Consider the following 4748-nt stretch of genomic DNA (forward strand, 5'->3'; position numbering starts at 1 on the left):
CGATGGCACCAACGCGAGCACAGAAAGCCCCACATCGAGTTGGAGATCCTCCTCGAAGCCACGTCCACTGACGAACCCTCCGACACTTTGCGCGATCAGCCGATCAGCTTCAATCCGCTGCACCGCATGTACGCGCTACGCGGGGTGCGGCGAACAAGGGTTCAGGTGCCGAATCCCGCCGGGCGGCCTCATGTCGTCCGTCCCGAGCATGACCCGACATCAGTGCTGGGAGGCGCATGATGTACTTGACCCGATTTCGCATGAACACCGCGCGAGTCGGTGCTCGTCGGCTGCTTTCATCTCCCCAAATGCTTCACGCCGCAGTGATGTCCTCGTTCGCCGAGGTCCCGCCGTCACCCGATGGTGAGGGGCCAAGGGTGCTCTGGCGAATCGATCGAAACAACCAGGCCGAGACCTACCTCTTTGTCGTCAGTCCAGCCGAGCCCGATCTCACCCACATCGTCGAACAGGCCGGATGGCCTCAGACCGGGCGGTGGCAAACTTACGCCTACGGGCCTTTTCTGTCCCGCTTGGCGGTGGGCGACCAGTGGACGTTCCGGCTTACCGCGAATCCCGTTCACAATATCCGCCGTAGCGATCAGGAACCCACCAAGGTCACCGCGCACGTCGGTCCGCGTCATCAGCTGGGCTGGCTTCTGAAGCACCAGGAGAACGCGGGATTCAGAGTTGTAGAAAAGCCGGTGGAACAGCGTGTGATCCCCGAGGATCAGCATGAGCTGACCGTCCGCGATCGTCGCCAGCTCGCCTTCAAGAAGGGCGGGAAGGATAAACCGGTGACGCTGGTCACCGTCACTTTCGACGGCCGGCTAGAAGTGACTGATCCCGATGCGCTCCGACGCACTCTTACCCACGGGCTGGGCAGGGCGAAAGCCTATGGCTGTGGTCTGATGACGCTGGCAGGGGCGTAGCGGCATGACCACTGTCGGACAGCGCGGCGCGTCTTCTCCCCGTGATCTCACGCGGATGGGAGACCGGATTTCGTTCGTCTACCTGGAGCGTTGCGTCATCCACCGCGAAGACAATGCCATCACGGCGGAAGATGCCGATGGCATCACTCACATCCCCTCCGCCACCATCGGAACGCTGCTGCTCGGCCCCGGCACTCGAGTGACCCACCAGGCGATGAGCGTTCTCGGCGACAGCGGAGCGGGGGTGGTGTGGATCGGGGAGCAGGGCGTGCGCTTCTATTCAGGCGGCCGATCGCTCAATCGCTCCTCAGCTCTGGTCGAAGCGCAGGCGACCCGGTGGGCCAACCGGCGTACCCGGCTGGAAGTCGCCCGCGAAATGTACCGGATGAGATTCCCCGACGAGGACCCCAACGGGCTCACCCGGCACGAACTTCTCGGCCGAGAAGGCCGGAGAGTCAAGGACTTCTACCGCGCGCAGGCCGCAAGGGTCGGTATCCCCTGGAATGGCAGAACCTACGTACCCGGCGCTTTCGACTCCGGCGACGCTGCGAACCAAGCAGTCACCGCGGCCGCCCAGTGCATGTACGGCATCGCCCAGACAACGGTCGCCGCGCTTGGCTGCGCCCCTGGCCTCGGTTTCATTCACTCGGGTCACGAACTGGCGTTCGTCCTCGACATCGCCGATCTCTACAAAACCGAGATCGCACTCCCTATCGCCTTCGACGTGGCAGCAGACAACCCCGAGGACGTTGGTTCACGGACCCGCCGAGCGATCCGGGACCATGTGAACAAGGCTGGCCTGTTGAAACGCTGCGTGAATGACATCAAGCGTCTTCTCCTGCCAACCGGCCCCGCTGTCGACTCTCTCGAAAATGACGTCGACCGTGTCACCCTTCAGAGCGACCACGGCACCGAAGTCGAGTCCGGCCGCAACTATGGCGAAGATTACGTACATGAGGTCGACTGGTGACAATCATCGTGCTGACCCGCTGCCCAGCAGGACTTCGTGGCTTCCTGACGCGCTGGCTGATGGAAATCTCCCCAGGCGTCTTCATCGGAGGACCCTCAGCACGAATTCGAGAAGCACTATGGATGGAAGTCCAGCGATACGCGGACACCGGACGAGCCCTACTCGCCTATAGCACCGACAATGAACAAGGCTTCACCTTCGAGACATACGACCACAAGTGGCACCCGATCGACCACGAAGGCCTCATCCTGATCCGCCGCCCCAAACCCAAGCCAGCGTTATCCCCAGCTCCCGCCCCCAGCGGCTGGAGCAAGGCTTCCCAACGCCGCCGCTACGGACAACGCTGATGTAACTCACTGATCCACAGAGCTCACCAGCTCGTCAGTCCCACTGCGCCTCTGGTAAGGCGTATCTTGTGCCATTGCAATACGTGTCCATATTGTCCGAATTCGCGAAAGTGCTCAAAACGAGCACTCTCGACCAGCATCCGCACAGGTCAGCGAGTGTGCTCCCCGCGCACGCGGGGATGGTCCCTCCATCTGGCGCACGTCGGTGTTGCCGGTCCAGTGCTCCCCGCGCACGCGGGGATGGTCCCCTTGAACGCGGCCCGTGCGACCCTGCTGATACGTGCTCCCCGCGCACGCGGGGATGGTCCCGACGCCTACGACGCGCCCGGCAGGAGGGCGACGTGCTCCCCGCGCACGCGGGGATGGTCCCAGGGACGCCGGGACCGGACTCAACACCGGCTCGTGCTCCCCGCGCACGCGGGGATGGTCCCGAGCTGATAGCCCTCTGGCGCGGGCATGCCCTGTGCTCCCCGCGCACGCGGGGATGGTCCCCGCGATAGACGGGGAGAGCTGCACGTGTCCGCGTGCTCCCCGCGCACGCGGGGATGGTCCCGGCTTCCCGGTGGACCTGCGCGGCCGGGTCAAGTGCTCCCCGCGCACGCGGGGATGGTCCCTGGGTCTGCCACTCCGCAGCCGGGTGCTGGCCGTGCTCCCCGCGCACGCGGGGATGGTCCCGTCGCCCCGCCCGTAACCGACAGGGTCAGCTGGTGCTCTCCGCGCTCGCGGGGATGGTCCCTGCTGGTATAGCCCTGCTGCATGAGCTGGAAGTCGTGTTCGGCCACGGTGAACACCCAGTCCTTGTCCCACTGGGCTGCTGTGGCTTGCCCTGCCGTGACCAGGTTGGTCTGGAATCGCCGGGCTAGCAGCCCCCCGCTCGGGATCTGGCCGCCCGCCGGAAGGCCACCGGCCCGGATCCGCGTGGTCGGCTCATCGGCGATCACCAGATACGCCGGCATCACAGCAAGGGCTGGTGTGGTGCCCTCCGGCCCGACGAACGTGCCAGCCCTCGCCACCGTGTGCGCCAACTCTCACATCCGCAACGCCTCATGCACCTTCCGCGCGGTCGTCAACGAGACGCGGAGCCAACCCTCTGCCGACCCGATCCCCGGCAACCAGGTCCTCTGACGGATCTACTCTCGATGTCGTTGGCGTTCCGCACGTACAGCGGGTCTTCATCCCCCTCGGCCGGGCCGCACGGCGGGCGTCCCGGACCTCTGCCGGTTTCCCTCACCCAGTCCTGGCCGCCCGGGAGGGATTTGCCTTTATCGGTCATCTGCTACTCCCGCCCCCAGCGGGACTCATGTGGTTGAGGCGCGACACCATTGACTTCCGCTGGGCGGACCGTTCAACGGTCGCGAAGGCAGGTGAGCGTGACTTCGATCGCCCTGGGAGTGGTCGGGCCTCCTGTCAGCCAGGCGTTCAACTCGGGCACAGCCCTCCCACGTCTTAGAACCGCAGGTGAGGCGCGAACCACCGACTCATGCGTCAACGGCGGAACCGGGCAAGAGGACCCGAATCGACCGCAATCCGCAGCCAGAACTACGGCCCCGGTCACCGGACGGCGGTACAAGAGAAGAATCCTGATGGTCGGATTTCCGGGGGCGGGCGTTCATCGGCCTTGTAGGTAGGTGAGGGTGACCTGGATCTCTCGAAATAGTTTCGCCGCTGGGGGATCGGTGAAATCGGTCAGCGCGGCCAGCGCGAGTTCCCACTGCGCGCGGGCCTGCGGGAGGTGTTGCATCGAGGCCAGGGCCTTGCCCATCCCGACCAGGCTCAGGGCCTGATGCCAGCGGTCGCCCAGGTCGCGGTGGACGGCTTCGGCGGCGCGGTGCAGGGTGAGCGCCTCCTCCGCGCGGCCCTGCTCCCGATGGATCTCCGCGGCCGCGGCCAGGGCCAGGGCTTCGCCGCCGCGCTCGCCGAACTCATGATGAAGGTCGGCGGCGCGGTGGTAGGCCTGCTGCGCCTCGGCGATCTGCCCGGCCGCGCGCTGCACCTGGCCGAACTCCACCAGCCAGGAGCCCCGCCAGATCGGATTGCCGAGGGTGGCGGCGGTCGTGGCGAGGGCCAGGGCGGCGTCGATGGCGGCGCGGGCGCTGATCAGGTCTCCGTGCGCCCGCCGGGCGCGGGCCAGCAGGAACAGCGCGTTCCCTTGCGAATGCCGGTCGTGGAAATAGTCGAAGACGTCCACGGTTTCGCTGAGAATCTGGACCGCCTGCGCCGCCTGGTCCAGTTCGATCAGTGCTTCGGCTTCGTTGGTGCCGGTGACGGCCAGCCAGTGGGCCGTGTCGTCGAGTTCGGCGAAGATGAGCGAGCTGTCCTCAAAGTGCGCGCACGCCTCCCGCAGGTGGCGTCGGCGCAGGCAGAGCTGGCCGAGCGCGTTGAGGGAGCGGGCCTGGCCGAACCGGTCGCCCAGACGGCGGCGGATCTCCAGCGCGTGACGGTAGTGGGATTCGGCCTCGCGCGGGTGGCAGGTGTGGGCGTAGAGGTCGCCGAGGCTTTCCG

At 66.1% G+C, this 4748-nt stretch carries 4 protein-coding genes and 1 CRISPR repeat array; of the genes, 3 read left to right on the forward strand and 1 reads right to left on the reverse strand.

The features are described 5' to 3' along the window. Positions 1-239 precede the first annotated feature (239 nt). The 3 genes from cas6e to cas2e are packed head-to-tail and all read left to right on the forward strand — an operon-like array spanning position 240 to position 2246. On the forward strand, positions 240-929 hold the full coding sequence (gene cas6e, locus Amac_RS33710) for a type I-E CRISPR-associated protein Cas6/Cse3/CasE (protein ID WP_155358477.1): 690 nt from the start codon (positions 240-242) through the stop codon (positions 927-929). 4 nt (positions 930-933) lie between these two features. Beyond that, positions 934-1899, forward strand: a complete 966-nt coding sequence (gene cas1e, locus Amac_RS33715; protein ID WP_155358462.1) for a type I-E CRISPR-associated endonuclease Cas1e — start codon at positions 934-936, stop codon at positions 1897-1899. Then, positions 1896-2246, forward strand: a complete 351-nt coding sequence (cas2e, locus tag Amac_RS33720) for a type I-E CRISPR-associated endoribonuclease Cas2e (protein WP_155358463.1) — start codon at positions 1896-1898, stop codon at positions 2244-2246. Before cas1e ends, cas2e begins: the two co-directional genes overlap by 4 nt. Positions 2247-2404: 158 nt before the next feature. Beyond that, a CRISPR array of direct repeats spans positions 2405-2982; the repeat unit is 29 nt; unit sequence GTGCTCCCCGCGCACGCGGGGATGGTCCC. Between the two features lie 873 nt (positions 2983-3855). Here the strand turns inward: cas2e and Amac_RS33725 are convergent. Then, positions 3856-4748, reverse strand: an 893-nt coding sequence (locus Amac_RS33725; protein WP_155358464.1) for a tetratricopeptide repeat protein, incomplete at its 5' end; no start/stop codon positions are given.

Source organism: Acrocarpospora macrocephala (genome assembly GCF_009687865.1).
In the GTDB taxonomy this organism is placed as follows: domain Bacteria; phylum Actinomycetota; class Actinomycetes; order Streptosporangiales; family Streptosporangiaceae; genus Acrocarpospora; species Acrocarpospora macrocephala.

Coding starts and splice junctions, on each gene's coding strand:
- cas6e (WP_155358477.1), top strand. CDS start 240: ATGTACTTGACCCGATTTCGCATGAACACCGCGCGAGTCGGTGCTCGT.
- cas1e (WP_155358462.1), top strand. CDS start 934: ATGACCACTGTCGGACAGCGCGGCGCGTCTTCTCCCCGTGATCTCACG.